Annotated in this window: 21 protein-coding genes; 13 read left to right on the forward strand and 8 right to left on the reverse strand. The window is 74.5% G+C overall.

Annotated features, from left to right (window positions below; all coding sequences use genetic code 11):
* Nucleotides 1-71 precede the first annotated feature (71 nt).
* A complete protein-coding gene (gene phsA / locus C9F11_RS31060; protein WP_249402244.1) occupies nt 72-1,871 on the forward strand; it encodes an O-aminophenol oxidase PhsA in 1,800 nt (599 codons plus the stop codon).
* A gap of 28 nt (nt 1,872-1,899) precedes the next feature.
* On the opposite strand, the gene C9F11_RS31065 is transcribed toward phsA, so the two are convergent.
* Nucleotides 1,900-2,682, reverse strand: a complete 783-nt coding sequence (locus tag C9F11_RS31065) for a hypothetical protein (RefSeq protein ID WP_138962360.1) — start codon at nt 2,680-2,682, stop codon at nt 1,900-1,902.
* A 97-nt stretch (nt 2,683-2,779) separates the two neighbouring features.
* Between C9F11_RS31065 and C9F11_RS31070 the strand changes: the two genes are divergently transcribed.
* Complete coding sequence (locus C9F11_RS31070; protein WP_138962361.1) at nt 2,780-3,664, forward strand: LysR family transcriptional regulator; 885 nt, start codon at nt 2,780-2,782, stop codon at nt 3,662-3,664.
* 48 nt (nt 3,665-3,712) lie between these two features.
* Complete coding sequence (locus C9F11_RS31075) at nt 3,713-4,411, forward strand: PDZ domain-containing protein (protein ID WP_138962362.1); 699 nt, start codon at nt 3,713-3,715, stop codon at nt 4,409-4,411.
* Nucleotides 4,412-4,429: 18 nt separating this feature from the next.
* On the opposite strand, the gene C9F11_RS31080 is transcribed toward C9F11_RS31075, so the two are convergent.
* On the reverse strand, nt 4,430-5,185 hold the full coding sequence (locus C9F11_RS31080) for a metallophosphoesterase (protein WP_138962363.1): 756 nt from the start codon (nt 5,183-5,185) through the stop codon (nt 4,430-4,432).
* A 283-nt stretch (nt 5,186-5,468) separates the two neighbouring features.
* Between C9F11_RS31080 and C9F11_RS31085 the strand changes: the two genes are divergently transcribed.
* The gene (locus C9F11_RS31085) at nt 5,469-6,596 is read left to right on the forward strand and encodes an aminopeptidase P family protein (protein WP_138962364.1); all 1,128 of its coding nucleotides are present in this window, start codon (nt 5,469-5,471) and stop codon (nt 6,594-6,596) included.
* Between the two features lie 11 nt (nt 6,597-6,607).
* On the opposite strand, the gene C9F11_RS31090 is transcribed toward C9F11_RS31085, so the two are convergent.
* Both C9F11_RS31090 and treZ read right to left on the reverse strand, forming a co-directional pair.
* On the reverse strand, nt 6,608-7,588 hold the full coding sequence (locus C9F11_RS31090; RefSeq protein WP_138962365.1) for an aldo/keto reductase: 981 nt from the start codon (nt 7,586-7,588) through the stop codon (nt 6,608-6,610).
* 57 nt (nt 7,589-7,645) lie between these two features.
* Nucleotides 7,646-9,415, reverse strand: coding sequence for a malto-oligosyltrehalose trehalohydrolase (treZ, locus tag C9F11_RS31095; RefSeq protein ID WP_138962366.1), 1,770 nt, complete (start codon nt 9,413-9,415; stop codon nt 7,646-7,648).
* Between the two features lie 120 nt (nt 9,416-9,535).
* Between treZ and C9F11_RS31100 the strand changes: the two genes are divergently transcribed.
* Complete coding sequence (locus C9F11_RS31100; RefSeq protein ID WP_138962367.1) at nt 9,536-10,096, forward strand: DUF1707 and FHA domain-containing protein; 561 nt, start codon at nt 9,536-9,538, stop codon at nt 10,094-10,096.
* 74 nt (nt 10,097-10,170) lie between these two features.
* Here the strand turns inward: C9F11_RS31100 and C9F11_RS31105 are convergent, their stop codons facing one another.
* Both C9F11_RS31105 and treY read right to left on the reverse strand, forming a co-directional pair.
* Entirely contained in the window at nt 10,171-11,412 is a 1,242-nt protein-coding gene (locus C9F11_RS31105) for a M14 family zinc carboxypeptidase (protein ID WP_138967205.1), read from the reverse strand.
* A gap of 188 nt (nt 11,413-11,600) precedes the next feature.
* Nucleotides 11,601-14,015 carry a malto-oligosyltrehalose synthase gene (gene treY, locus C9F11_RS31110; protein ID WP_138962368.1) on the reverse strand — a complete coding sequence of 805 codons (2,415 nt, stop codon included), beginning with the start codon at nt 14,013-14,015 and terminating at the stop codon, nt 11,601-11,603.
* Between the two features lie 81 nt (nt 14,016-14,096).
* Here treY and C9F11_RS31115 point away from each other — a divergent pair, with 81 nt between their 5' ends.
* Nucleotides 14,097-15,428, forward strand: a complete 1,332-nt coding sequence (locus C9F11_RS31115) for an MFS transporter (RefSeq protein ID WP_138962369.1) — start codon at nt 14,097-14,099, stop codon at nt 15,426-15,428.
* Here C9F11_RS31115 and glgX read toward each other — a convergent pair.
* Nucleotides 15,403-17,511, reverse strand: coding sequence for a glycogen debranching protein GlgX (gene glgX / locus C9F11_RS31120; RefSeq protein WP_138962370.1), 2,109 nt, complete (start codon nt 17,509-17,511; stop codon nt 15,403-15,405). The two genes, C9F11_RS31115 and glgX, sit on opposite strands and share 26 nt — an antisense overlap.
* Nucleotides 17,512-17,671: 160 nt before the next feature.
* Between glgX and C9F11_RS31125 the strand changes: the two genes are divergently transcribed.
* The 4 genes from C9F11_RS31125 to C9F11_RS31140 all read left to right on the forward strand — a co-directional run bounded on the left by C9F11_RS31125 (nt 17,672) and on the right by C9F11_RS31140 (nt 22,022).
* On the forward strand, nt 17,672-18,460 hold the full coding sequence (locus C9F11_RS31125; protein ID WP_171075883.1) for a Tat pathway signal sequence domain protein: 789 nt from the start codon (nt 17,672-17,674) through the stop codon (nt 18,458-18,460).
* Nucleotides 18,461-18,518: 58 nt separating this feature from the next.
* The gene (locus C9F11_RS31130) at nt 18,519-19,835 is read left to right on the forward strand and encodes a copper amine oxidase (RefSeq protein ID WP_138962371.1); all 1,317 of its coding nucleotides are present in this window, start codon (nt 18,519-18,521) and stop codon (nt 19,833-19,835) included.
* Between the two features lie 109 nt (nt 19,836-19,944).
* A complete protein-coding gene (locus tag C9F11_RS31135) occupies nt 19,945-21,186 on the forward strand; it encodes an SAV2148 family HEPN domain-containing protein (RefSeq protein ID WP_138962372.1) in 1,242 nt (413 codons plus the stop codon).
* Between the two features lie 116 nt (nt 21,187-21,302).
* Nucleotides 21,303-22,022 carry a 3'-5' exonuclease gene (locus C9F11_RS31140; RefSeq protein ID WP_138962373.1) on the forward strand — a complete coding sequence of 240 codons (720 nt, stop codon included), beginning with the start codon at nt 21,303-21,305 and terminating at the stop codon, nt 22,020-22,022.
* A 219-nt stretch (nt 22,023-22,241) separates the two neighbouring features.
* Here the strand turns inward: C9F11_RS31140 and C9F11_RS31145 are convergent, their stop codons facing one another.
* On the reverse strand, nt 22,242-23,108 hold the full coding sequence (locus C9F11_RS31145) for an aminoglycoside phosphotransferase family protein (RefSeq protein WP_138962374.1): 867 nt from the start codon (nt 23,106-23,108) through the stop codon (nt 22,242-22,244).
* A 202-nt stretch (nt 23,109-23,310) separates the two neighbouring features.
* Here C9F11_RS31145 and C9F11_RS31150 point away from each other — a divergent pair, with 202 nt between their 5' ends.
* Genes C9F11_RS31150 through C9F11_RS31160 form a run of 3 tightly spaced genes read left to right on the forward strand, consistent with a single transcriptional unit; the run spans nt 23,311 to nt 26,368 of the window.
* Nucleotides 23,311-24,243 carry a sugar ABC transporter permease gene (locus C9F11_RS31150; RefSeq protein ID WP_346347385.1) on the forward strand — a complete coding sequence of 311 codons (933 nt, stop codon included), beginning with the start codon at nt 23,311-23,313 and terminating at the stop codon, nt 24,241-24,243.
* Nucleotides 24,240-25,079, forward strand: a complete 840-nt coding sequence (locus C9F11_RS31155; protein ID WP_138962375.1) for a carbohydrate ABC transporter permease — start codon at nt 24,240-24,242, stop codon at nt 25,077-25,079. The genes C9F11_RS31150 and C9F11_RS31155 overlap by 4 nt, the downstream gene beginning before the upstream one ends.
* On the forward strand, nt 25,079-26,368 hold the full coding sequence (locus C9F11_RS31160; protein WP_138962376.1) for a sugar ABC transporter substrate-binding protein: 1,290 nt from the start codon (nt 25,079-25,081) through the stop codon (nt 26,366-26,368). Before C9F11_RS31155 ends, C9F11_RS31160 begins: the two co-directional genes overlap by 1 nt.
* Nucleotides 26,369-26,450: the final 82 nt, after the last annotated feature.

The following is a 26,450-nucleotide window of genomic DNA, read 5'->3' on the forward strand; positions in this document are numbered from 1 at the left end:
CGGAGCCCGGCGCGACCGACGGCGGCGGCACGGCCACGGGGGAAGCGGACGGCCGCGAGCTCGTTCCGTACGTGGCGCCGCTGACCGTCCCGCCCGTCCTGCGCCCCGCCGGGGGCGACGTCCGCGAAGAGACGGAGATCGCGGTCCGCCCGGCCTGGGTGCGTCTGCACCCGCAGCTCCCGCCCACCCTGATGTGGGGGTACGAGGGCTCCGTGCCCGGCCCCACCATCGAGGTGCGGCGCGGCGAGCGCATCCGCGTCGCGTGGACCAACCGCGTGCCCAAGGAGACCGAGTTCCCCGTCACCGCGGTGGAGGTGCAGCGCACGAGCGAGCCGCCCAGCACCCTCCCGGGCCGCGAGGGCGTCGAGCCGAACAAGGACGTGGCCGCGCTCCCCGCCTGGACCGTCACCCACGTCCACGGCGCCCAGACGGGCGGCGGGAACGACGGCTGGGCGGACAACGCGGTGGGATCCGGCGACGCCCAGCTCTCCGAGTATCCGAACGACCACCAGGCGGTCCAGTGGTGGTACCACGACCACGCCATGAACATCACCAGGTGGAACGTGTTCGCGGGCCTGTACGGCACCTATCTGGTCCGCGACGAGGAGGAGGACGCGCTCCAACTCCCCTCCGGAAAGCGGGAGATCCCCCTCCTCATCGCCGACCGGAATCTCGACACGGACGAGGACGGCAGGCTGACGGGCCGCCTCCTCCACAAGACCGCGATCGTCGACCCGAAGAACGCCGAGACGGGCAAGCCGGTCACGCTCCCCTTCACGGGCCCGTACACCACGGTCAACGGCCGCATCTGGCCCTACGCCGACGTGGCCCCGGCCTGGTACCGCTTCCGCCTGGTCAACGCGTCGAACGCGCGCGTGTACGACCTCGTCCTCATCGACGAGGCAGGCCGCCCCGTGCCCGGCGTGCTCCACCAGATCGGCAGCGACGGCGGCCTGCTGCCGCGCCCGGTCCCCATCGACTTCGGGGGCACCACGGGCTCCTCGCCCACACTGACCGTCGCGCCCGCCGAGCGCTTCGACCTCCTCGTCGACTTCCGCGCGCTCGCGGGCAAGCGCCTCCGCCTGGTCAACAAGGGGCCGAACGCGGCGCCGGGCCTCCCCGACCCCGCGGGGAACGTGCGCCATCCCCACGTCATGGAGTTCCGCGTCGGCAAGGGCGGCGGCGCGCCGGACACCTTCCGGCTCCCCGAGGTCCTCTCCGGCTCCTTCCGCCCGATCGGCCACGGCGTGCCGCACGGCCACCGGCTCGTCGTGCTCACCCCGCCGGCCACCAAGGGCGGCGGCGGACACCCGGAGATCTGGGAGATGGAGGAGGTGAAGGACCCCGGGGGCATCCAGTTCCCCGCCGACGGCGTCATCCAGGTCCGCGGGCCCGACGGCGCCCTGAAGACCTACCGCAGGACGGCCCGTACGTTCAACGACGGCCTCGGCTTCACCATCGCCGAGGGCGCGTACGAGCAGTGGAGCTTCCTGAACCTCGCCGTCCGGCCGAACGTGACCCACCCCATGCACATCCACCTGGCCGACTTCCAGCTCCTCGGCCGCGACACGTACGACGCCTCGGGTTTCGACCCGGCCGTCGGCGGCACGCGCACACCGGTCGCGCACGACCCGGCCGCACCCGTCCCGATCGCTCCCAACGAACGCGGCTGGAAGGACGTGTTCCTGGTCCCCGGCGGCCAGATGCTCCGCGTCATCGGCAAGTTCGACGGGGCGTACGGCCGCTTCATGTACCACTGCCACCTGCTCGAACACGAGGACATGGGCATGATGCGCCCCTTCGTCGTGATGCCCAAGGAGGCCCTGAAGTTCGACCACGGGGGCCATGGCGGCGGCCACGGCGACCACTGACCGGGCGGAGCGGGCCGGGGAGCCGCCGTCAGGCCGCCGCCCCGACCCGCTCCGCGGCCCGGGCCACCGCGGCCCGCCCGAGGGCCCGCACCATGGGATGGGCCCGCGTCCCGTCCCCGCTCAACTCCGGCTGGAACAAGGCCGCGAGGAAGAAGGGATGCCCCGGCAGCTCGGCCACCCGCACCTGCCCCTCCTCGTCCGTGCCCGAGAACCGCAGCCCCCGCGCCCGCAGCACATCGAGGAGCCGGACGTCGCTGGGTCCGTACGAGCAGTGGTAGCGCTCCACCGTGCGGTCCGCCCCGAGGACGGCCGCGGCGAGCGAGCCGGGGGCGAGGGTCACGGCCCCTTCGTGCCCGACGAGCGAGCAGGCGAGCGGCGCGATGAGCGGGTCCTCGGCGCCGGGGTCGTTCTCGGCGTGCGCGGCGTGGGCGAGCCCGCACGCATGACGGGCGTACTCCAGGAGCGCGTGCTGGAAGCCGCCACAGGTGCCGAGGAAGGGAATGCCCTCCTCGCGCGCGGTACGGATCGCGGCCAGCGCCCCCGCCTCACTGCGGTACGGGCTCCCGGGCAGCATCCACACCGCGTCGAACCCCCGCACGGCGTCCGGCTCGACGGCGTCCTCGGTGGGGATCCAGTACGCGTCGAGGACGAGCCCGTCCCGGGCGGCGAGCGCGTCGAGGAGCAGGGGGACGCGGGTGTGCGAGGCGACGTTGGGGGAGCGGTCCCCGACGAGGGCGAGCCGGGCGGGCGGCGTCGCGGAAGCGGAAGCGGAAGGGCTCTCTTGGGACTTCGTGTGGGATTTCGTGTTCATGACGGCCATCCTCCGCACCAGCCCTCGTTCACGTCCAACGATGAATCCTGCACCCTCCATCAGCAGCACTGATGACGGGGGGGCGATCCTGTTCCCCATGGACCCGCACCTGCTCCGCACGTACGTCACCGTCGTCCGCCTCGCCTCCTTCTCCGCCGCCGCCCGCACGCTCGGCTACACCCAGTCCGCCGTCTCGCAGCACATCGCCGCCCTGGAGCAGGACCTCGGCACGCCGCTCCTGACCCGCCGCCCCGTCGCGCCCACGCGCGCGGGCGAGCGGCTCCTCGACCACGCGGGGCCGCTGCTGCTGCGGCTCGACGCGGCCCGCGCGGAGGTCCTCGCCCTCGCGGGCGCCCCGGACGAGGGCCTGACGCTGGCCGCCGCGCCCACCGCCCTGACCCCGCGCACGCTGCGGGCCCTGCCGCCGACGGGCGTCACGCTGCGGGTGGTCGACCGGGCCGCGGTTCCCGAGGCCGTCGCGACCGGCGCCGCCCAGCTGGGGCTCGTCGACGGGCTCGCCGCGCCGACCGACCCGCTGCGCGTCCCCGACGTGGCTCCGCTCACCACCCGGGGCGCGGGCGAGGAACCGGTGTGCGTCCTGCTGCCCGCCGGGCACCCGCTGGCCCGCCGCGCGGGGCTTCGCCTAGGGGACCTCGCCGACGCCCGCTGGCTGGACGCCCCCGGCGCGGGCCTGCCCCTGGACCAGCTGCGCACCGCGACGGGCGGCACGGGCTTCCGCCCGGCCCTGCGCTACGACGGCACGGACGTACGGACACTGATCGCGCTCGCGGCGGCCGGGCACGGGCTCGCCCTGCTGCCCCGCTCGGCGGCGACCGCCCCGGACGCCCGGGGCGCCGACGGCACCGTCGCCGTACCGCTCACCGCGCCCCGCGTCGTGCACCGCACCGAACTGCTGCACACCGGGGCGCTGCGCGGTGCCGCGGCCGCCTTCGCCGCGCGCCTCGACGTCACCCGTTCGTGAATCGTCGCGCCGGGTCACGCCGGGTAGGGCTGTGGCCGGAGGCGAGCCATGAAACAGACCGCGTTGCGTCCCAAGCCCATGCCCGGACGGGAGCCCGCCACGGGCGAGAGACCCGCCAACGGCCCCCGCCCGCACGCCGCGCGCCGCCGCGGCAAACGGCTCACCACGCTCCTGCTCGGCCTGCTGTGCGCGGCGGTCCTGGTGCTCACCGGGGTGGGCCTCGGCACGGTCGGCGCCACCGTCATCGGCATGAGCAGCCTCGCGGAGATGCAGCGCCAGGCAGGCGCGGGCGCACCCCCCGGCGCGCCGGGGCACACGCCCCCCGGCGCGCGGTCCAAGGGCGGGAAACCCACGGGCGGGGCGGCTTCCGGAGGCTCGTCTTCCGGAGGCTCGGCCTCCGGCGAGCGGCCCGCCGACAGGACGGCCACGGCCACCGTGCCGTCGGGCCCGCGGCCGCAGACGCTCCGCTCCGCGGGCCCGCGCCTGGTCCTCGGCGTCGAGGCGGCCGACGCCCCGGCGGCGGGCGGCGCCCTGCTCGTCGGCGTGCACGTGCCGGGCCCCGGCCACGCGGCGGGCCTCCTGCGGCGCGACGTGGTCGTCGCGTTCGACGGCACCCGGGTGCGCACGGCGGCGGACCTCGTCCGCGCGGTGGCCGCGGCACGCCCGGGCAGGAACGTCACTCTGACGGTGCGTCATCCGACCGGCGCCCGCAGGACCCTGACGGTCACCCCGGGCTTCACCACCTGAGGGCGCGCGGCGGGGCCGTCAGACCACGCGGAAGTGGGACGTCAACCGCCCCTCGTCGTCGAGCACATGGAGGGCGAACCCCGCCGGGGCGTCCAGGTCGACCAGGCCCTCGCCCTCCCACGGAAGGCGCAGCGTCGAGACCACGCCGGGCCCGACGACCAGCGGCCGCCCCGCGAAGGTGGTCGCCGCGGGCGTGTGCGCGTGCCCGACGATCAGGCCCGCGATCTCCGGGCGGCGCTCCACCAGCGCCCGGAGCCGGTGCGGCTCGCGCAGCGGCCACGCGGTGTCCAGGCGCGGATGGTGCACGGGCGCGGGGTGGTGGTGGAGGGCGAGCAGCACCGGCGTCCGTCCGCCGAGGGCGTCGAGCCGGTCCTCCAGCCAGGCGTACGTCGTCCCGTCGAGCAGCCCGTGGTCGTGGCCCGGCACGCTGGAGTCGAGCAGGAGGACCTCGGCGCCGCCGACGCGGTGGGCGCTGTTCACCGGCGCCTCGGACGCGCTCGCCGCGGGCTCGCCGAGCAGGGCCGTACGGAAGGGCGTGCGCCGGTCGTGGTTGCCGGGGCAGGTGAGCACGGGCCAGGGCGCGTCGGTGAACAGCAGGCGCGCCGCCTCCTTGTACTCGGCCTCCTCGCCGTGGTCGGCGATGTCGCCGGTCACGAGCAGCGCGTCCACGGGCCGGGGCAGCGCCCGCAGCCGCTCCATGACGCGCTCGGCGCGCTCGGTCGCCCGGGCGCCGCCGTCCAGATGAAGGTCACTGATCTGCGCGAGTACCAGCATGCCGTACGTCCCTCCGGTGCCCCGGGCGCCGTCCAAGTGCCCCTGTCCGCACCCGGGCCCGGCCTCGAACTAATGGATGCACGGCATCTAACCATTAGCCGTGGGTTCGGGGAACAGCCACCTGGGAACCGGTGGCCTGCCCCGCGTGCGGCAGGTCGCGGACGGGGCGGTCCGGGCCGCGATACCCGCTCGCGCCGCGCGGGGCGCGCGGGCAGGATGCTGGGGAAGATCCCTGCCCGCGGGACCGCCGCGGGCAGGCGCCGCAGACGCTTCAGGAGGACCGATGACCCCGGCCACGCCCGCGCCGTTCACCGCCGACGACTACCGCGCCCGGATGGACCGCGCCGCGCGCGCCGCCGCCGAAGCGGGCCTCGCGGGCGTCCTCGTCGCGCCCGGACCCGATCTGGTGTGGCTGACGGGCTACCGCGTGCCCGCCGACACCGAGCGGCTCACCCTGCTCGTGCTCGCCCCCGGCCAGGACCCCGTGCTCGTGGTGCCCACCCTGGAGGCCCCGGACGCCGCGCGCGCGGCGGGCGCGGCCGCGCTGACCCTGCGCGACTGGACCGACGGCGTCGACCCGTACGGGGTGGCCGCGCCGCTGCTCGCGAAAGACGGCCGCTTCGGCGTCAGCGACAACGCCTGGGCGCTCCATCTGCTGGGCATGCAGCGGCAGTTGCCCGCCAGCTCGTACGTCGCGCTCACCGAGGCCCTGCCGATGCTGCGGGCCGTCAAGGACGCGGCGGAGCTGGAGCGCCTCACCGCGGCGGGAGCCGCGGCCGACGCCACGTACGAGGAGATCCAGAAGGTCCCGTTCGCGGGCCGCAAGGAGACCGACGTCGCGGGTGACCTCGCCGATCTGCTGCGGCAGTTCGGGCACGAGCAGGTGGACTTCACCGTCGTCGGCTCGGGCCCGAACGGCGCGAGCCCGCACCACGAGGCGGGCGACCGCGTCATCGCCCACGGCGACATGGTCGTCCTCGACTTCGGCGGCCTCAAGCACGGCTACGGCTCCGACACCTCGCGCACCGTGCACGTCGGGGAGCCCTCCGCCGAGGAGCGGCGCGTGCACGACGTGGTGCGCGAGGCCCAGGACGCCGCGTGCCGCGCGGTGCGCCCCGGCATCGCCTGCCAGGAGGTCGACCGCGTGGCGCGCGCCGTCATCACCGACGCCGGGTACGGCGAGTACTTCATCCACCGCACCGGGCACGGCATCGGCGTCACCACCCACGAGCCGCCGTACATGATCGAGGGCGAGGAGCAGCCGCTCGTGCCCGGCATGTGCTTCTCCGTGGAGCCCGGCATCTATCTGCCGGGCCGCTTCGGCGTCCGCATCGAGGACATCGTCACGGTGACCGAGGACGGCGGCCGGCGCCTCAACAACACCCCGCGTGAGATGGCCGTCGTGAACTGAGGCGGCCGGGCTCAGCCCTGGGCGAAGTGCGCGAGCACGTCGTAGGGCGGCGGCAGCGGCCCGGCGCTCGCCCCGTCGAGGCGCCGCAGCTGGTCCGCGTCGAGCGTCCACCCCACCGCGCCCAGATTGTCGGTGAGCTGTTCCACGGACCGCGCGCCGACGATCGGCGCGGTGACGCCCGGCCGCTGGAGCAGCCACCGCAGCGCGACCTGCGCGGGCGTGCGCCCGGTCTCCTCGGCGACGCCGAGCACCGCGTCCACGACCCGCCAGGTCGCCTCCGTGGCCCGCTCGGCCCACTGCCCGCCGCCGCGCGCGCCCCGCGGCGGTGCCGCCATGCCGCGCCGGTACTTCCCCGAGAGCCACCCGGCGTGCAGCGGGCTGTACGGGATGACGCCGACGCCCTCCGCGCGGCACAGCGGAAGGAGCTCCCACTCGGCCTCGCGCGCCAGGAGGTTGTAGATCGGCTGGAGGCACACATACGGCTCCCAGCCGCGCGCGTGGGCCACGTCGCGGGCCTTCTGGAGCTGCCCGGGGCCGTGGTTGCTCGCGCCGAGGTGGCGGACCTTGCCCGCCCGCACCAGGGTGTCGAGCGTGGACAGGGTCTCCTCGATCGGCGTGTGCGCGTCCCACACGTGCGTCTGGTACAGATCCACATAGTCCGTGCCGAGGCGGCGCAGGCTCGCGTCCACCGCCGCGAGGACGTGCTTGCGGCTCAGCCCGCGCGCGTTCGGCGCCTCGCCCATCGGCAGGAACACCTTGGTGGCGATCACCAGGTCGTCCCGTACGCGGCCCTTGAGCCAGCGGCCGAGCACCTCCTCCGACACGCCGTTGGCATAGGCGTCGGCGGTGTCGACGAACGTGCCGCCCGCCTCCGTGAACGCGTCCAGCATCGCGTGCGCGACCCGCTCGTCCGCGCCGCCGCCGAACGTCATGGCGCCGAAGCACAGTTCGCTGACCCGGAGTCCGGTGTTCCCCAGCCGCCGCTGTTCCATGGTCGTGCCCTCCTCGAAGTCGCCACCAGGCTATGCGGGGACCCGGCACGGCCCCGGCTACTCCACGGCGAGCACCGCGCACGACTCGCCGGGCAGCCGCACGGTCCCGTCCGCGTCCGGGCCCCCGACGGGCTCCCACGCGGCGAGCACGCGCGCGTGGCGCACGCCCAACGGGACCTCGGCGGCGCTCTGCGCGAGGTTCACCACGATCCGCAGGTCCCCGCGCCGCACGGCGAACCAGCGCGCCCCCGCGTCATGGGCGACGCGCACCGCGGCCAGATCGGCGTCGGTGAGGTCGCCCCGCTCCCGGCGCAGCGCGATCAGCTCGCGGTACCAGCCGAGCACGCGCGCGTGGTGGCCCTTCTCGCGCTCGGCCCAGTCGAGGCAGGAGCGCTCCCGCGTCGCCGGGTCCTGCGGATCGGGAATCTCCTCCCGCGCCCACCCGTGCGCGGCGAACTCCCGCCGCCTGCCCTGTCGTACGGCCCGCGCGAGCCCGGGGTCGGTGTGGTCGGTGAAGAACTGCCACGGCGTCGAGGCCGCCCACTCCTCGCCCATGAACAGCATCGGCGTGAAGGGACCCGTGAGCGTCAGCGCGGCCGCGCACGCGAGCAGCCCGGGGGAGAGCGTGGCGGAGAGCCGGTCGCCCTGCGCGCGATTGCCGACCTGGTCGTGCGTCTGCGCGTAGCCGACCAGCCGGTACGCGGGCGTGCGCTCGCGGTCGAGCGGGCGCCCGTGCGCCCGGCCCCGGAAGCTGGAGTACGTGCCGTCGTGGAAGTAGCCGTGCGTCAGCGTCTTCTCCAGGGCCGCGAACGGGGCCACGGCGAAGTCCGCGTAGTAGCCGTGGGACTCGCCGGTCAGCGCGGTGTGCAGCGCGTGGTGGAAGTCGTCGCTCCACTGGGCGTCCAGGCCCAGGCCGCCGCGGGTGCGCGGGGTGATGAGCCGCGGGTCGTTCAGGTCCGACTCCGCGATGAGCCCGAGCGGTCTGCCGAGCTCGCCGGCGAGCGCGTCGACGGCCGTCGCCAGCTCCTCCAGGAAGGGCCGCGCCCGGGTGTCGCACAGCGCGTGCACGGCGTCCAGGCGCAGCGCGTCCACGCGGTAGTCCCGCAGCCAGGCGAGCGCGCTGCCGACGAGGTACGCCCGCACCTCGTCCGAGCCGGGCGCGTCCAGGTTGACGGCGGCGCCCCACGGGGTGTGGTGGGTGTCCGTGAAGTACGGGCCGAAGGCGGGCAGATGGTTCCCCGACGGGCCGAGGTGGTTGTGCACCACGTCCAGGACCACGCCGAGGCCCGCGCCGTGGGCCGCGTCGACGAACCGCTTCAGCGCGTCGGGCCCGCCGTACGGCTCGTGCACGGCCCACAGCGACACCCCCTCGTAGCCCCACCCGTGCCGCCCCGGGAAGGGGCACACCGGCATCAACTCGACGTGTGTGACGCCCAGGTCGACGAGGTGGCCGAGGCGCTCCGCCGCCGCGTCCAGGGTGCCCTCGCGCGTGTACGTGCCCACGTGCAGCTCGTACAGGACCGCGTCCCGCAGGCCGCGCCCCGGCCACGGCGCGCGCCAGGCGAACCGCGCGTGGTCGACGACGGCGCTCGGCCCGTCGGGTCCGTCCGGCTGCCGGGCCGAGCGGGGGTCGGGCAGCGCGGTGCCGCCGTCGAGCGCGAAGCCGTACCGGGTGCCGTCCTGGGCCGCGGCCTCCACGGCCCACCACCCGGGGCGCACCGGATCGCGCGCCAGGGCCCGCGTGCCGCCCTCGGCGCCGCCCGGCCCCGCGTCCTCCAGGACCAGATCGACCCGCTCCGCGCGCGGTGCCCACACCTCGAACCTCACCGGAAGACCCCCTCGTTGGCCCCTGTGTCGCCGTGCCTCCATGGTGCGCCAGAAGTGATCGCGGCGGAGGAGTTCGGCCGATTCTGGACACCCGGGCTGAGCTGGCCGACAATCGTCGACGTGACCCTTTCTTCCGCGGCTTCCCCCGAGTACGACACACAGGCGGGGCGGGTGAGCGACGCCGAGCGGGAGCGGGCCCTGGAGGTGCTCAGGGAGGGCGCGGCGCTCGGCCGTCTCTCGCACGACACGTTCGTCCGCCGCATGGAGCTGGCCCTCGCCGCCCGCAAGCGGCAGGAACTGGCCGTGCTCACCGCCGATCTGCGCACGGAGAACCGCTGGACGCGGCTCGCGCTGTCCACCGTCGGCGCGGTCTCCGGCTTCGGCGTGAAGCTGCGCCGGGCCTGGCAGGCGGAGAAGCTGCCCAAGCTGCTGCTCCCGGCGCCGGGCGCGTATCCGCTGCGCATCGGCCGGGACCCGGCGAACGGCCTGCGGCTGAGCCACGACACCGTCTCACGCGTCCACGCCGAGCTGATCCACCAGGGCGGCCTGTGGGTCCTGCGCGACCTCGGTTCCACGAACGGCACGTCCGTCAACGGCCGCCGGGTGATCGGCGCCGCCGTCGTGCAGGCCGGGGACCAGGTCTCCTTCGGCCACATGTCGTTCTGCCTCGCGGCGGCCTGAGACCCGCGCGCCCACCTCCCCCCTGCTCCGGGGACCCGAGGGCCCGGGGGAGCCCGGCCCCTACCGGCCGCCCCTCACACGTCCCGTACGCGCGCGTGCCGGGCCGCCTCCACCGCCGTCCGCGCCTGGTGCTCGACCTGGCGCTCCAGCGGCACCCAGCGGGCCTCGAACCGGTCGGCGAACGCCTCGCTCCACCGCGTCACCAGCCGGTCCAGACGGGGCGCGGCCCGGTCGTCGGCCTCCCGGAGGACCCTGAGGAGCATCGCGGCCGCCCGCAGCGGGAGGCGCCGCCCGAAGGCGTCCACGCTGCCGATGTACGCCATCGACGTCCCGGCGGGCGGCAGCCGGCCCCAGTCGTCGGCGAGCCCCGGCACCAGGTCGAGCGCCCACCGGGCCGCCCGCAGCAACGGCCCGTCCGCCCCGGGGAGCCGGGGCAGCGCGTCGCCGAGGACGTCCTCCACCAGGCCCGCGTCGTGCCGCAGGCGCCGGGCGAAGCCGCGCAGGGCCGCGCGGGGCGCCGGGTGCACGGCCATGTCGTCCACCATGTCGCTCGCCCACATCGGCACCTCCACGATGGCCGTCACGCCGCCGTAGCGGTGCGCGTGGTGCCACGTGGTGTGCCGGGCGTCCTCCGGCAGGCTCGGATAGGCGGCCGCCGAGCCGGGCCCGGGCAGCACGTGGACGCCGGGCCCCGACACCGGCCAGCCCGCCGCGTCCGACGCCCCCGTCTCCACCGGGATGCCGAGGCGCGCCGCCGACGCGGCGAACGGCGCGGCGAGCCCGGGGATGTCCCGGGTCAGCTGCACCCAGCTGCCGCCGAGGTCGGTGCAGTGCAGCGACACCTGCAAGTAGGGCCGCAGTTCGTCGATGACGCCCTTCAGGGCGCGGGTCTCGGGCGGCAGCCGGTCCGGCGGCAGGACGGACGGCGACCACTCGGGCTGCTCCGGGCCCGCCGGGCGGAAGAAGTGCCGGTGGTAGTCCAGGAGGGTGCGCGGCGCCGGGGTGCGGTGCAGGTTCGCGCCGTCCGGGTCGGCGCACAGCAGGAAGTGCCAGGACGTGTCGGCCCGCAGCGCGGCGTCGCGCACCGTCCACTCGGCGAGGGCGACGAGGGTCGAGCCGCCCGTGGGTTCGTTGGCGTGCGCGCCCGCCACCACGAGCACCGCGCGCGGGCGGTGCCCGACGGACAGCAGGTGCAGGGGGCGGCCCGCGCGCGAGGAGCCGACCTGGCGCAGCGTGCACAGATCAGGACGGTGAGCCGCCAGCTCCCGCGCGGACACGACGAGTTCGGGAACACTGGGATAGCGGTTCGCCGCCAGTTGACTCACCCCCGACTGGTCCGCTGACGCAATCCGCAGTACGCCACGCGGCGGTACGCGTGTCAAGCACCCTGAAGGCGGGCTCCACGGAGCCCACGCCTGGTACACATGGCTCCGCTCGCTCCATCCGTCCCATTCACGGACCGGTATGCCCCGCTCCGGGCGGAGCGTGCCCCCGGCGCCCGCCGTCAGGCGCGCTCCAAAAGAGCCACCGGAAGCGGCGCGAGCAGTTCGTCCACGCGCGTGCACCCAGCGAACTCGCGCCCCGGAGTGAGCAGATCGGTCCACGCCCCCCGGGGCAGCGACAGGGCCGTGTCCCGCCAGCCGCCCGCGTCCGCGAGACGCAGCGACAGCCGCGTCACGGCCACCACCACGCCCCCGGAGCGGCAGTAGGCCAGACAGTGCGCCGCGCAGGGGCCGGACGCCGTCAGCGGCTCGTACGTGCTCCCGCCGCCGAACAGGCCGGGCCGCCGCGCCCGCAGCCGCAGCGCCGCCGCGGTGACCGCCAGCTTCTCGTCCGACAGGTCCCAGGAGTCCCGGCGCGCGCCGAGTCCCTCCAACAGGCCCGCGTCGAAGGTCGTGGGGCGGCGGTTGTCGGGGTCGACCAAGGCGTGGAAGGCGCGCTCCGTGCCCTGGTACAGATCCGGCACGCCCGGCATCGTCAGGTGCAGCAGCGCGGCACTGAGGACGTTCACGCGCGCGTGCGGGGCGAGTTCGGCCGCGAACCCGGCCACCGTGTCCAGTGAAGGGCCGCACGGGCCCGCCGCCAGGAACGCCGTCACGGCCCCTTCGTAGCCCTCGTCGCGCTCCGTCCAGCTCGTGTGCAGGCCCGCCTCCCGCACGTGCTTCAGGAGGGCCTCCTGGAGCCGCCTCCCGTAGTCGCCGGAGCCGTCGCGCGCGGCCGGGGCGAAGCCCACCGCCGTCTGCCAGGCCGCCCAGGCCAGTTGGGGGTCGGGCGCCCGCACGGTCTGCCGCGTCACGTCGGCGAGCAGCGCGTCCCACCGCTCGGGGGCCTGCGTGAGGACGCTGATGCCCGCCCGGACCTCGGCGCTGCGCTTGGTGTCGTGGGTCGTCAGGGCCGTGCCGGAGTACGGCCAGTCCCGCCGCACGCGCGCGCAGTACGCGTGGAACTCCGCCACGTCGAGCGCGGGCCGCCCCGGCTCGCCGCCCACCTCGGCCGCCGACAGGAGCGGCACGTACCGGTAGAACGCGGTGTCCTCCACGGACTTGGCCCGCAGCGCCGCCGCCGTCTGCGCGAACCGCGCCCGGAACGCCGCGCACCGCTCGTCGTCGCCGCGCCTGCCGAGGGCCAGGTCCCGTACCGCGTCGACCGCTTCGGCCTCCTCGGGAACCACGAACACCCGCCTGGCCTCGGCGGCCGCGCCCGCCGTCAGGACCGTCGCGGGGTCGGCGCCCCCGCGCGCGTACGGACGGTAGACCTCCAGGCGCACGAGCAGCTCCCGCAGCGCCGTCCGCAGCGCCCACGGGGCGTGGTCCCTGAGGCCGGGGTCCGTCGCGCACAGCGCGTCCGCCTCGCGCGTCAGCCGCTCCACCTCGGCGGCCAGCTCCCGCGTGACGACCTTGTACGCGGCGCGCCGCACGGTCGCCCGCCAGTCGCCGCCCCGGTCGGCGGGCGCCGCGGCGAACCGGCGGTAGCGGCCGCGCAGTTCGCGCGCTCCCGCCGCGTCCGTGAGCACCCCGTCGACGTGCCGCAGCGCGTCGTAGCCGGTGGTGCCCGCCACCGGCCAGGCCGCGGGCAGGCGCTCGCCGTCGGCCAGGATCTTCTCGACGACCGTCCAGCGTCCGCCCGTCGCCTCGTGCAGCCGCCCGAGGTACGCACCCGGGTCCACGAGCCCGTCCGGGTGGTCGACGCGCAGGCCGTCGACGACGCCCTCGCCGAGCAGCCCGAGGAGGGTGGCGTGTGTCGCCTCGAACACCTCGGGGTCCTCCACCCGTACGGCGATCAGGTCCGAGATGGTGAAGAAGCGCCGGTAGTTGAGCTCCGTGCGGGCGAGCCGCCACCAGGCGAGCCGGTACCACTGCGCGTCGAGCAGCCGCGGCAGCGGCAGCCGCTCGGTGCCCGCGCGCAGCGGGAACACCCGGTCGTGGTAGCGCAGCACTCCGCCGTCGACGCGCAGCTGCGCGAGGTCCGCGCCGAGCCGGTGGCCGAGCACGGGCAGCAGCAGCCTGCCGCCGCCCGCCGCCCAGTCCACGTCGAACCAGCGCGCGTACGGCGACGCGGGCCCGTCGCGGAGCACCTCCCACAGCGCGCGGTTGTGCAGCGGGTCGGCCGCCATGTGGTTCGGCACGATGTCCACGACCAGGCCGAGCCCGGCCGCCCGCGCCGCGCGCGCGAGCGCCCGCAGGCCCGCCTCGCCGCCCAGCTCGCCCCGCACGCGCGCGTGGTCCACGACGTCGTAGCCGTGCGCGGAGCCGGGCACCGCCTCCAGGACCGGCGACAGATGCAGGTGCGAGACCCCGAGCGCGGCCAGATAGGGCACCGCGGCCTCGGCCGCCGCGAAGGGGAACTCCGGACACAGCTGCAGCCGGTACGTGGCGGTCGGCGGCTGCGGGACATCGGGCGCGGGGCGCGGAGACGTCATGCGAACGTACGTACCCGCCCGGACGGCTTTTGTGCCTTCGACGCATGCGTGGGTTCGAGGGAGCGTCGATAGCGTCCGACGATGACGGAGAAGGCGCGGTGCGGTCGGGGCGTGCGGGGCGTTCGGGGCGTGCGGGACGGCCGGGTCCGGCGCACCGCCGACTCCTACCGGGCGGTGCTCGCGGTCACGGGGCGCGCGCTGCCGGTGATCTCGTTCCTGGGGCGGCTGCCCGTGGCCGTGATCCAGTTCGGCAGTGTGCTCCTGGTGGGCGAGACCAGCGGCTCGCTCGCCACCGGGGGAGCCGTGGCGTGCGCCCTCGCCCTCGGGCAGGTGACCGCAGGGCCGTTCGTCGGGCGGCTCGCCGACCGGCGCGGGCAGCGGCCGGTCGTCCTCGCCTTCGCCGCGCTCAACGCCCTCGCCGTCGCCGCCTGCGCGCTCGGCGCCCTGCTGCGGCCGCCCACGCCCGTCCTGCTCGCCCTCGCGGTCCTGGCGGGCGCGAGCGTGCCAGGGATCGGCCCGCTGGCCCGCGCCCGCGCGGTGGCGCTGCTGCGCCGCGAGGACGCCCCGCCCGGCCTGGTGAACGCCGCGCTGTCCCTGGAGTCCACGCTCGACGAGCTGTCCTTCGTGCTCGGACCCGCCCTCGTCGGCCTCGCCGCCGTCGCGGGTCACCCGGTGTACGCCTTCGCCGTCGCGGCCCTCCTGGTCGCCGTCTGCGGCACGGGATTCGCCCTGCACCCCACAGCGCGGGCCGCGGCCCCGGCCGCCGCCCCACGCGCGCGTGCGACACGCTCCGCGCTCCCGCGCACGGTGTACGCGGTCCGCGTCGGGCTCGTCTTCCTGGGGGTGCTGCTCGGCGCCTGCGGGGCCGGGATCGCGGCGCTCACCGAGCGGCTCGGCGCGCCGGGCCACGCGGGCCTCGTCTACGCCGCGATGGGCGTCATGAGTGCCGTCGCGGGCCTGTCCACGGCCGCGCTGCCGGACCGCTTCGGCCTGTACGGCCGCTGGCGCGCCGCCACGGCCGCCGCCGCGCTCCTGTCGCTCCCGCTGGTGTGGACGGACAGCCTGGCGGGCCTGTACGCCGTCGTGACGGTCTTCGGCGCCGTCTACGCCCCGAACCTCGTCACCTGCTTCGCCCTGACCGAGCGGGCCGTGCCCCGGCGGCGCGTCGCCGAGGGCATGACGTGGGCGGCGAGCGCCTTCGTCGGCGGCCAGGCGGTCACCCTCGCCGTGGCCGGACGGCTCGCCGAAACCCACGGCCCCGGCGCCGCGTTCGCCCTGGGCAGCGCGGCCGCCGCGGTGGCCTGCGCCATCGCCCTGGTCACGCGCCCGCAGACGGCCCCGGGCGAGAACGCGGCCCCCGCGCGCGCGGACCGCGCCGCCGAGGCGCCTACGCGGGACGCTGCAACACCGTGAGGCTGCGGTCGGTCAGCGTCACGCGCTCGCCCGCCCGCACCTTGGCCCCCGTCCCCGGCGGCACCCCGTCCTCACGCGCCGTGTCGACCACCACCTGCCACTGCTGACCCTGGTTGACGGGCACCACGAACTCCAGCGGGTCCGGGGACGCGTTGAACATCAGCAGGAAGGAGTCGTCGCTGATCCGCTCGCCGCGCGGCCCCGGCTCGGAGATCGCGTTGCCGTTGAGGAACACCGTCAGGGCGCGCGCCTGCGCCGCGTCCCAGTCCTCCTGGGTCATCTCCGCGCCCTCCGGAGTGAACCAGGAGATGTCCGACAGCTCGTCGTGGGTGCCCTCCACGGGACGGCCGTGGAAGAACCGGCGCCTGCGGAACACCGGATGGTCGCGCCGGAGCCACGCCATCGCGCGCGTGAACTCCAGGAGCGTGCTCTCGCCGTCCGGCCAGCGCACCCAGGCGACCTCGTTGTCCTGGCAGTAGGCGTTGTTGTTGCCGCCCTGGGTGCGGGCGAACTCGTCGCCGTGGCTGAGCATCGGCACGCCCTGGGACAGCATCAGGGTGGCGAGGAAGTTCCGCAGCTGGCGGGCGCGCAGCGCGAGGATCCCGGGGTCGTCCGTGGCGCCCTCGGTGCCGCAGTTCCAGGAGCGGTTGTGGCTCTCCCCGTCCTGGTTGTCCTCGCCGTTGGCCTCGTTGTGCTTCTCGTTGTACGCCACCAGGTCGTGCAGGGTGAAGCCGTCGTGACAGGTCACGAAGTTGATCGAGGCGAGCGGGCGCCGGCCGTCGCCCTGGTACAGGTCCGAGGAGCCGGTGAGCCGCGAGGCGAACTCCGCGAGGGTGCGCGGCTCGCCGCGCCACAGGTCCCGCACGGTGTCGCGGTACTTGCCGTTCCACTCCGTCCACAGCGGCGGGAAGTTGCCCACCTGGTAGCCGCCCTCACCGACGTCCCAGGGCTCGGCGATCAGCTTCACCTGGCTCACCACCGGGTCCTGCTGCACCAGGTCGAAGAACGAGGAGAGCCGGTCCACCTCGTGGAACTGCCGGGCGAGGGTCGCCGCGAGGTCGAAGCGGAAGCCGTCCACGTGCATCTCGGTGACCCAGTACCGCAGCGAGTCCATGATCAGCTGGAGCACGTGCGGATGGCGCATCAGCAGCGAGTTGCCCGTGCCCGTGGTGTCCATGTAGTACTGCGGATCGTCCGCCAGGCGGTAGTACGAGGCGTTGTCCAGGCCCCGGAACGACAGCGTCGGACCGAGGTGGTTGCCCTCCGCCGTGTGGTTGTAGACGACGTCCAGGATGACCTCGATGCCCGCCTCGTGCAGGGCCCGCACCGCCGACTTGAACTCCAGGACCTGCTGGCCGCGGTCGCCCCAGGAGGCGTACGCGTTGTGCGGGGCGAAGAAGCCGATCGTGTTGTAGCCCCAGTAGTTGTTCAGGCCCATGTCGACGAGCCGGTGGTCGTTCACGAACTGGTGGACCGGCATCAGCTCCAGGGTGGTCACGCCGAGCCGCGTCAGATGCTCGATGACCGCCGGGTGGGCGAGGGCCGCGTAGGTGCCGCGCAGCTCGTCCGGCAGCTCCGGATGCAGCATCGTCAGGCCCTTCACATGGGCCTCGTAGATCACGGTCTCGTTGTACGGCGTGCGCGGCGGGCGGTCGTCGCCCCAGTCGAAGTACGGGTTGACCACCACCGAGGTCATCATGTGCGGCGCGGAGTCCAGGTCGTTGCGCTCGTCCTGGGCTTCGAACCGGTAGCCGTACACCTCCTCGCCCCAGTCCACCGCCCCGCTCACCGCGTGCGCGTACGGGTCAAGGAGCAGCTTCGCCGAATTGCAGCGCTGACCGCGCGCGGGCGCGTACGGGCCGTGCACACGGAAGCCGTACCGCTGGCCCGGCATGACGCCGGGCAGGTACGCGTGCCGCACGAAGCCGTCGGACTCGCGCAGTTCCACGGCGGTCTCCGAGCCGTCGTCGTGCAGCAAGCACAGTTCGACTCGATCCGCGGCCTCGGAGAAGACCGCGAAGTTCGTACCGGCGCCGTCGTACGCGGCGCCGAGGGGATACGCCTGCCCAGGCCAGACCTGCATGTCCACGACTCTTCCACGCTCACCGCTCCCGTGGGGGCCGCCTTGGCCAGAGTGTGCTCGAAAGTGGGGCAACCACAGAGGAGTTGAGCCCGTCTAACCGACTGACCACATACTCGACATGCCCATGAATTGGGCCCATCAGGGGAGATTGGGGGAGGATGTGCGCAAGCTAGTCAGACGCCACCTCGGGAAGGTCGTGGCGGGGGGTGCCCTCGCCGTGGCGGCCACCGCGGCGCTGGTGGCCGTCACGCTGCCCGACCGGGCGGGGGAGTCCGACCGCAGCACGGCCGCGGGCTCCTCGCGCCAGGACGCCGTAGCGCCCGACGGCACCGTGGAGGCCGCGCCCGACGAGGGCTCCGAGGGGGTCGGCAGCGACCCGCTGACCGACGCCGAGACCGCGCGGGCCCAGAAGATAGCCCTGGACAGCAACGGCCTGCGCTCGCGCGCCCGGGACGTGGAGGGCGACCGGGGGCCGGAGCGGCTGTCCACGAACCTCGCGGAGAACGAGCCGGGGGCGACCGGGGACGACGCGGCGCGCCGCGCCGAGATCGTCTACTACGACTACAAGAAGGACGCCGTCGTCGCCAAGACGGTGAACCTGAAGACCGGCGAGGTCGAGTCGACCAACACGGCCCAGAACGTCCAGCCGCCGCCCAGCGAGGAGGAGCTGACCGAGGCCGCGCGACTGCTGATCGCCGACGGGCACGGCAAGGGCCTGCGGGACGACTACGAGAAGGCCACGGGGAAGAAGCTGGAGGGCCCCTCCGACCTGGACCTGAGCGGCTTCGTGTTCCGCAAGGAGACCCTCGACAGCGTCCCCGCCGACCTCCAGGACTGCGGCAAGCACCGCTGCATCCAGGTCGTGGCCAAGGTCAAGAACGGGCCGTGGATCGACACCCGGGCCTTCATCGTCGACCTCAGCGACCGCCACGTCGGCCGCGTCCGCTGACCGCCCGCACAGGGCAACCGCACACCTCTGCCCTCCTGACCGAAGGAGCCTCCTTCGCATGCACGTCTCGCACGGCAACAGACTCCCGCGCGCCCGTAAGGCGGCCGGTACGGCCCTTGCGGTCTCCGCGCTCCTGGGAGCCGCGATAACCACCGCGGGCCCGGCCACCGCGGCCCCCGGAGCCGCACCGCGGGCGCCCGCGGCCGGCTGCAGCGCCGACTACCGCATCGAGCAGACCCTCGACGGCGGCACGACCTGGCGCATGTGCTGGCACTACAACACGTACTCCGGGCTCATCCTCGACAACATCAGCTACCAGCCCAAGAGCGAGCCCAAGCCCATCCCGGTGCTGACCAGCGCCCGCCTCGCCCAGATCCACGTGCCCTACGACGACGGCGAGGCCGAGTTCGACGACGTCACGGGCACCGACTTCGGCCGGAAGCTGCAGAAGCTCAAGACGAGCGAGTGCCCCGGCGGCACCATCAAGACGGTGAAGGTCCCGGACGGGGGGAACGTCCCGGGCCTGTGCACCACCACCCGCGCGCGGGGGCACGCCTACCGTCTCAACAACGACGCGAGCACCGGCGGCAGCGGCAAGGTCTACGCCGCCCAGGGCAAGGACCTGCTCGTCTACACCGTCAACAAGGCTTCCTGGTACGAGTACATCACCGAGTGGCGCTTCTCGTCGGACGGCACCATCCACTCCAACGTGGGCGCCACCGGCAGCCTGTCGCCGTACGACTTCGACGGCGGCGACGACCGCGGCTGGCCGATCGGCAAGGGCGACCAGGCCAAGGCCGAGAGCCACTCGCACAACGTCTTCTGGCGGCTCAACTTCGGCCTGGACGGCTCGCCCAAGTCCAAGGTCGAGCAGTACGACTCCAAGGTCACCCCGCCCAGCGGCCAGGGCAGCCCCACCACGAAGACGACCCGCACGCCCATCACCAAGGAGCTCGCGGGCGACCGCCAGGACATGCGCTGGTGGCGCATGGTCAGCACGGCGGGCAAGAACAAGGACGGCCACCCCCGCAGCTACGAGTTCGTGCCCGGGGCCAGTCAGAAGCACGCGGGCCGGCCGTTCACGCGGCACGACGTGTTCTTCACCGACTACAAGAAGTGCGAGCAGTACGCGAGCAACAACATCGGGTGCCCGAACGGCTACCCGGCCAGCGTCGACAAGTGGGCGAACGGCGAGACCCTGAAGCACCCCATCAGCTGGGTCAACATCGGCTTCCACCACATCGCGCGCGACGAGGACCAGCAGCCCATGCCGGTCCACTGGCAGGGCTTCTCGCTGGCCCCGCGCGACGTGACGGCCATGAACCCGCTCACTCCGCAGGACCTCTCGGGCGTGAACGGACGGCCGCGAACCTGAAGTTGCGGCACGACCCTGCCCATCCGGCTGCACCGCGCGCCGGTCCCGGAGTACTCTTCCTTGATCGTTGACCGGGGGAGAGCGCGGGGGAGCGGAAGGCGGTGCACGGGTGAGCTCGGAGGGGCGCGAGCTGCCCCCTGGTGACGAGGGTCACGAGGGGAGCTCCGCGGACGTCCCGTCCTCGGCGGTGTCCTTGGCACGGCCGATGGAACCGGTGTCCCAGATCGGACCCGAACTGGACTGGGACGCCGATGCCTGGCGCGAGGTGCGCACGCGCGCCCAGCGGGCCGGGCGGGCCTACATCTGGCTGAACCTCGTGGAACAGCGGCTGCGCGCGGTCGTGGCCGCTGTTCTGCGTCCCGTCTACGAACCCGTCCACGCGGACGACTGGGTGGTCGCCGCCGCGGGCCCCGCCGGGCAGGAGTGGGTGCAGCGGGCCGTCGCCGTGCGCGAGGTGAGCCGCCGCAAGGGCTACCTCCTCGACCCGGCCGACGACAACGTCCTGAGCTTCCTGACGCTGCCGCAGCTGCGCGAGCTGGTCGTCCAGCACTGGCCGTGCTTCGAGCCCTACCTCGACGACCGGCGCGAGGTCGAGCTGGCCCTGGACGAGCTGGAGGTCACGCGCAACGTGGTCTCGCGCAACCGCGCCCTGTCCCCGACGGTCCTCGCCCAGGCCGAGCGCGCCTCCGCACGCCTCCTGGAGATCCTCGGCGCGGGCTCGGACGCGCCCTCCGCGCGGCGCCTGCCGGTCGACGCCGTGGAGCAGCTCGTCGGTGACCGGTACGCGGACGTCGTGGGCGTGCACGCGGACCGGGTGCGGCTGCTGCGGCAGTTCCCGGCGGAGGACCTCTTCGGGGGCGCCCGGCGCGTCGACGCGATCGGCATAGGCCTGAACCTGCTGGTGCAGAACTTCTCGGGCCGCCGTCTCGTCCGGCTCGCCGAGTCCGGCTGCCGGGTCAGGCTGCTCTTCCTGAACCCCGCGAGCAGCGCGGTCAAGCGCCGGGAGCGCGAACTGGGCCTCAAGCGGGGCGAGCTGAGCCGGGCCGTCGAGTCGAACATCCTCCACATGCGCCGCGTGCGCTCGCGCCTGCGCGACCCCGGCGCCTTCGAGATCCAGGTCTTCGACGAGACCCCGCGCTTCACGGCCTATCTGGTCGACGGCGACGGCTCGGACGGCATCGCGGTCGTCCAGTCCTATCTGCGGCGCACCCGCGGCATGGAGGCGCCGGTCCTGGTGCTGCGCGGCGGCGGCCGCGTGGTCAAGGCGGACGACCTCGGCGAGCACGGCCTCTTCGCGACGTACCGGGAGGAGTTCGAGACGGCCTGGGCGGACTCGCGCCCGGTGTCGTAGGACGGCGTCCGGGACGGGTATCCGGGACGGGGAGCGGAATCCGGCCATCTGATTGTCAGTGGCGCATGGGATCGTGGAGGCCACTGGGGGAACGCACCACGACGAAGGGGGCGGCCATGGGCTGGCACCGAGAGCTGCTGATCGGCTTCGACCTGGAGACGACGGGCACGGATCCGTCCGAGGCGCGGATCGTCACGGGGGCGGTGGTCGAGGTCAGGGCCGGACGGGAGCAGGGCCGCCGCGAGTGGCTCGCCGATCCGGGCGTGCCGATCCCGCCGGACGCGGTGGCCGTGCACGGCATCACCGACGAGCGGGCCGCCGCCGAGGGGCGGCCCGCCGCGGAGGTCGCCGACGCGATCGCCGACGTCCTCGCGTCCGCCTGGCAGTCGGGCGTCCCGGTCGTCGCGTACAACGCGGCGTTCGATCTGACCCTCCTCGCCGCCGAGCTGCGCCGGCACGGGCTCGCACCGCTGCGCGACCGGCTCGGCGGGGCCGACCCCGCGCCGGTGATCGACCCGTACACCATCGACCGCTCGGTGGACCGCTACCGCCGCGGCAAGCGCAACCTCGAAGCGGTCTGCCGGGAGTACGGCGTGGTCCTGGAGTCCGCCCACGACGCTTCGTCCGACGCCCTCGCCGCGGCGCGGCTCGCCCGCGCGATAGCCGACCGCCACGCCAAGGTCGCCGACCTCGGCCCGGCGGAGCTGCACCGGCGCCAGGTGGAGTGGTCCGCGCAGTGGGCCGCGGACTTCCAGTCCTTCCTCCGCCGCAAGGGCGACACCGCCGCGGTGGTCGACGGCACGTGGCCCCTGCGGGAGCCGGTGAGCGTGCCCTAGCGGGGGCTCCCCAATCCCGCCCCTTCCCGCTTCCTGGGGGCTCCGCCCCCAGACCCCCGCTCCTCAAACGCCGGAGAGGCTGAAAGATCTGCCGCAACCGGCGACAGTTCCAGCCCGTCCGGCGTTTGAGGACGAGGCGCGGAGCGCCGAAAAGGGCGGGGGCACGGGGGCGGCAGCCCCCGGATCGGGAAGGGGCGGGTCCGGGGCGCCCCGCGAGGGCTAGAACGGGTGCCAGCGGACCTCGGTGTCGCCCTCGCGCAGCGAAGCCACGCGGCGGCGGAATTCGGCCAACGCCCCGGCGTTGGCGGGCGCGTGCTGGGCCACCCAGGCACAGCTCGCGGTCTCCCGCGCCCCGCGCAGCACCCCGCACCCCTCCCACTCCCGCACGTCCCACCCGTACTCCCGGGTGAACTCGTCGTACGCCTCGTCCCCGAGCCCGTACCGGTCACGGGACAGCGCCATGACGACCAGGTCGTGCTCCCGCAGGTCCGAGGAGAACGTCTCCAGGTCCACCAGGACGGGCCCTTCGGGCCCCACCAGGACGTTGCGCGGCAGCGCGTCCCCGTGGACGGGCCCGGGCGCGAGCCGGGGCACGAGCGCGGCGGCGGCCGCCGCGAACCCGTCCCGGCGCTCCCGGAGATAGTCCGCGTCGGCGGGGTCGATCGCGTCCCCGGCGAGCCGCAGCCACCGTTCCACACCCCCGAGCAGCTCACGGCGCGGCAGCTCGAACGGCGGCGCGGGCAGGGCGTGCACGAGCCGCAGGAGTGCGGCCAGATCGCCGGGGCGCGCGGCCCGCACGGCCGCGGGCAGCCGGTGCCAGACCGTCACGGGATGCCCCTCGACGAGCCGCGGCGCGTCCTCGGCGGGCCGCACCGCGGGCACCCCGGCGTCCCGCAGCCACCCGCCGACGGCGAGTTCGCGCCGCGCCCGGTCGAGCAGTTCCGGCGCGGCGCGCCCGACCTTGACCACCAGGTCGCCCACGGCGAACACCGCGTTCTCGCCGAGGGCCAGGAGCTCGGCGCCCGCGTCGGGGCCCGCCGTGAGCCCCGCGGCGTCCAGGACCTTCCGTGCCCGTGCCTCGTCCATCCGTTGCCTCCCGCAGCCTGTGCCTCACCGTGCTCCGCGGCGCGCCGCCACCGGGCCCGCCGCCGCGCAAGTGTCGCATTCGTACAGGCCAGCCCGACTTCACGCGTGCGCGGTCGCTTGACGTAGCCCGGCCGCGTCAGCACGATGACGGAGGCCGCCGGGTCGGCCAAACCGTCATCATCCGCCCAAAGGAGCCGATTCCGTGACGTTGGCGACCGCGCGTTCGCGGTCCGGCAGAGGCTCCAGAGGTCCTCGCCCCGGCAGGGCCGTGGACCACGGGGCCTGGTTCCTGGTCCTGCCCGCGCTGCTCCCGATCCTGGTGCTGAGCGTCGGCCCGCTGCTCTACGGCATCGCGCTCGCCTTCACCGACTCCCAGTCGGGCCGCACCGAGCCCACCGAGTGGATCGGGCTCCTCAACTTCCAGGACCTGCGGCACGACACGCTGTTCTGGGACTCGTTCCGCATCGGCCTGCTCTGGGCGGTCGGGGTGACGGTGCCGCAGTTCCTGCTCGCGCTCGGCCTCGCGCTCCTCCTCAACCAGAACCTGCGCTTCCGCTGGCTGGCCCGCTCGCTCGCGATCGTCCCGTGGGCGATGCCCGAGGTCGTCGTCGGCATCATGTGGCGGCTCGTCTACCACCCGGACGCGGGCATCCTCAACGAGACGCTGCGCGACCTCGGCCTCGGCGACGGACGGGACTGGCTGACCGGCATCGGCACCGCGCTGCCCGCCGTCATCGTCGTCGGCGTCTGGGCGGGCATGCCGCAGACCACGGTGGCGCTGCTCGCCGGGCTGCAGAACGTGCCCCGCGAGCTGCACGAGGCGGCCGCGATGGACGGCGCGGGCGCCTGGCGCCGCTTCACCACCGTCACCTGGCCCGCCCTCAGACCGATCGCGCTCTCCATCACCGCGCTCAACTTCATCTGGAACTTCAACTCCTTCGCCCTGGTCTACGTGCTCACCAACGGCGGCCCCGGCGGACGCACCCGGCTCCCGATGCTGTTCGCGTACGAGGAGGCGTTCCGCTACGGCCAGTTCGGCTACGCGGCGGCGATGGGCTGTGTCATGGTCGCGGTGATCTCGGTGCTGCTCGCCGTGTACCTGGTGGGCCGGCTGAGAGGAGCCGACGAGCGATGACCTCCCGTACGAAGGGGGCCGCGCGGGCCGGACAGTACCTCGCGCTCCTCGCCTACCTCGTCTTCCTCGTGTTCCCGTTCCTGTGGCTGCTCTCCACGTCCTTCAAACCGGCCCGCGAGCTGGCCGACCTGCACCCCACCTGGATCCCCGAGGACCCGACCCTCGCCAACTACCGCCAGGCCTTCGACGAGCAGCCGCTCCTGCGCGCGGCGGGCAACTCGCTGATCGCGGCCCTCAGCGCCGCCGCGATCGCCGTCGTCATCGCCACCCCGATGGCGTACGTGATGGCGCGCCACCGCACGCTGCTCGCCCGGGCGGCGACCGGCTGGGTCGTGGTCAGCCAGGCCTTCCCGTTCGTCCTGGTGATCATCCCGCTGTTCCTCGTCCTGAAGAACCTGCACCTGATCAACTCGCTGCCGGGCCTGATCATGGTCTATGTGGTGTGGGCCCTGCCGTTCGCGCTGTGGATGCTCGTCGGGTACGTCCGCGCCGTGCCGGTGGAGCTGGAGGAGGCCGCGGCGGTCGACGGGGCGGGGCGCCTGCGCACGCTCGTGTCGGTGACCGCGCCGCTGCTCGCGCCGGGCATCGGGGCGACGGCCCTGTTCGCCTTCATCACGGCGTGGAACGAGTTCTTCTTCGCGCTCGTGCTGCTCAAGACCCCGGAGAAACAGACGTTGCCGGTCGTCCTCACGCACTTCATCGGCGCGGAGGGCGTGGCCGACCTCGGCCCGCTCGCCGCCGCCGCGTTCCTCGCGACGCTGCCCTCGCTCGTCGTCTTCGCGCTCATCCAGAAGCGGATCACGGGCGGCATGCTCGCCGGGGCGGTGAAGAGCTGATGCGGCGCGCACGCGCCCTCGCCGCCGCGGCCGCCGCGCTCGTGCTGCTGCTCGCCGGGTGCTCCGGCGACGGCGGGGACTCCGGCGGCCGGATCACCCTGCGCTTCCAGTCGCTCGCCTGGCAGCAGGAGTCCGTGGCGGCGAACAAGGAACTGGTGGCGGAGTGGAACGCGCGCCACCCCGACGTCAGGGTCGAGTACGTCCAGGGCAGTTGGACCAGCGTCCACGACCAGCTCCTCACCTCCTTCGAGGGCGGCGAGGCCCCCGACGTCATCCACGACGCCTCCGACGACCTCGCCGACTTCGCGTACGGCGGCTACCTCGCCGACCTCGGGAAGCTGCTGCCCCGGCGGCTGCGGGCCGACATCCCCCGGGCGAGCTGGGACACGACGACCTTCGGCGGCAAGGTGTACGGCGTGCCGTTCCTCCAGGAGCCGCGCGTGCTCATCGCCAACGCGCGGTGGCTGAAGGAGTCCGGCGTCCGGATCCCGACCCCCGACAAGCCGTGGAGCTGGCCGGAGTTCCGCTCGGTCACGCGGGAGCTCGGCGCGGGGAAGGGGAAGTACGGGGTGGCCTGGCCGCTGAAGGAGCCGGTGTCGGCCACGCTCAACCTGTCGCTCTCGGCGGGCGGCGAGCTGTTCCACCGGCGCCCGGACGGCAAGGCCGAGATCCGCTTCGAGGACGCCGACGCGGTGGTGCCGCGCACGGTCCACGACCAGGTCAACGTCGACGGCAGCGCGTCCGGCGCCACCCTCGGCATGGGCGGCTCGGACACGCTGCCCGGCTTCTTCGGCGGCAAGTACGCGATGGTGCCGCTCGGCTTCTCGTACCGCCAGCAGATCGTCCAGCAGGCGCCGAAGGGCTTCGACTGGCAGGTCCTGCCCGCGCCCGCGGGGGCGGACGGGCTCGCGCAGGGCGTGAGCCCGCAGACCCTGTCGGTCGCCGAGGACAGCCCGCACAAGAAGGAGGCGGCCGCGTTCGTCGACTTCTTCCTGCGCCCCGCCAACATGGTGCGGCTCGCGCGCGGCGACTGGATGCTGCCCACCGGCGAGGAGGCGCTCAAGGACCCGGCGCTGCGCACGGAGAAGAACGACTGGGCGACGGGCACGGCCCTGGCCCGGCACCTGCGCCCCGCCCCCGCGCAGTCGGTGCGCGGCTACCCCGAGTGGTCGGACAAGGTCGCCACGCCCGCGCTCCAGGAGTACTACAGCGGCGCGATCGGCCTGGACGAGCTGAGGAAGCGCCTGGTCGAGGACGGGAACCTGGTCCTGCGCCGCTACCAGCGCTGAGCCCGCGGGACCACCGGCCCCCCGCGGGGCCACCCTCCGCGGGCTCCCGCAGGAGCGACCGGCCCCCGGGATTCCCGCCGTG

Origin of the sequence: Streptomyces sp. YIM 121038, from assembly GCF_006088715.1 — a bacterium.
GTDB lineage: Bacteria > Actinomycetota > Actinomycetes > Streptomycetales > Streptomycetaceae > Streptomyces.